A 1,391-nucleotide genomic window follows, 5' to 3' on the forward strand; every position below is an offset into this window, starting at 1 on the left:
GGGAGTGTCGGAATTTTTGTGGGCAGAACGGTGAATTGTCCTGCTAGTTTCCGGTTATCCGCTCACCATAGTGCAGGGCGAGCGTGTTGAGTATATCCTTCCAGCCACTGATCTTTCCAGTGATATTCGACTGGTTTTTGATCGGGTTTCGGATGACCAGATAGAGGACCTTGAGGGCGGCCTGCTCGTTGGGGAAATGTCCCCGACGGCGGGTCGCCTGCCGGAATCTGGAGTTCAAGCTTTCGATCGCGTTCGTGGTGTACACGAGCTTCCGGATCGGCACCGGGAACTTGAGAAATGGTGTGAACTGTTCCCAGCTGTTGCGCCAGACGGCGATCATGGCCGGGTACCGCGGTTCCCATTCGGCGGCGAAATCTTCGAAAAGAGATTCGGCGGCCTGCTCGGTGGGCGCGGTGTACATGGCGCGCAGTTCTTTGGTGATCCGACTCCAGTATTTTCGTGAACTGTATTTGAGGCTGGCCCGCACGAGGTGGACCACGCACTGCTGGACATCGGCCAGCGGCCAGGTGTCGTTGATCGCCTCGGGCAGTCCCCTGAGTCCGTCGCAGCAGACGACCATGACGTCGGCGACCCCCCGGTTGCGCAGCTCACCAAGCACGCCAGCCCAATGTTTCGCGCCTTCACCGCCGGTGCCGACCCACATACCCAAAACGTCTCGCTCACCGGCCAGGGTCACCCCGACCGCGACGTAGATCGGCCGGTTGGCGACCTTCCCATCCCGGATCTTCACGAAAATAGCGTCGATCAGCACGACCGGATACACGCGTTCCAGCGGCCGCGACTGCCATTCGTTCATTTCATCGACCACCTTATCGGTGATCTTCGAAATCAACTCCCGCGAAACCCCCACATCATAGATCTCCGACAAATGCTTCTGAATCTCCCCCGTCGTCAACCCCTTCGCATACAACGAGATGATCGACTCGTCGAAACCCTCCACCCGCCGTGCATGCTTCGGCACCATCCGCGGCTCGAACTCCGAATTCCGATCCCGCGGCACATCAATCCGCACCGAACCCACATCGGTATGCACCGTCTTCCGCGACCGCCCATTCCGGTGATTCCCGTCCCCGTGAACAGGATGCTCACCCTTGACATATCCGAGATGCTCATCCATTTCAGCGTTCAACGCCGTTTCCAGAACAGTTTTCGTGATCTGCGACAGCAAACCACCCGGACCAGCCAACGACACCCCTTCTCTCCGCGCCTTCTCGATCAATTCCTGAGCGATCCGCACATCCAGACCGTCCACCGCCGACTGCTGCCCAGCCCCCGGCCTCGACTCCTCCGACACGATGATCCCTTCCGCTGAGACAAACCGCCCCAGCTTCTCCGATCACCATCCGACCCACAAGATCTCAGACAGTCCC

General features: G+C 59.3%; 1 protein-coding gene. It reads right to left on the bottom strand.

All coding sequences use genetic code 11. The annotated features are described in order from the left end of the window. Nucleotides 1–43: 43 nt before the first annotated feature. Nucleotides 44–1,315, bottom strand: a complete 1,272-nt coding sequence (locus tag ACFYTQ_RS37545; RefSeq protein WP_387371212.1) for an IS256 family transposase — start codon at nt 1,313–1,315, stop codon at nt 44–46. Between the last annotated feature and the right edge of the window lie 76 nt (nt 1,316–1,391).

The sequence above is a fragment of the Nocardia sp. NPDC004068 genome, assembly GCF_042874315.1.
GTDB lineage: Bacteria > Actinomycetota > Actinomycetes > Mycobacteriales > Mycobacteriaceae > Nocardia.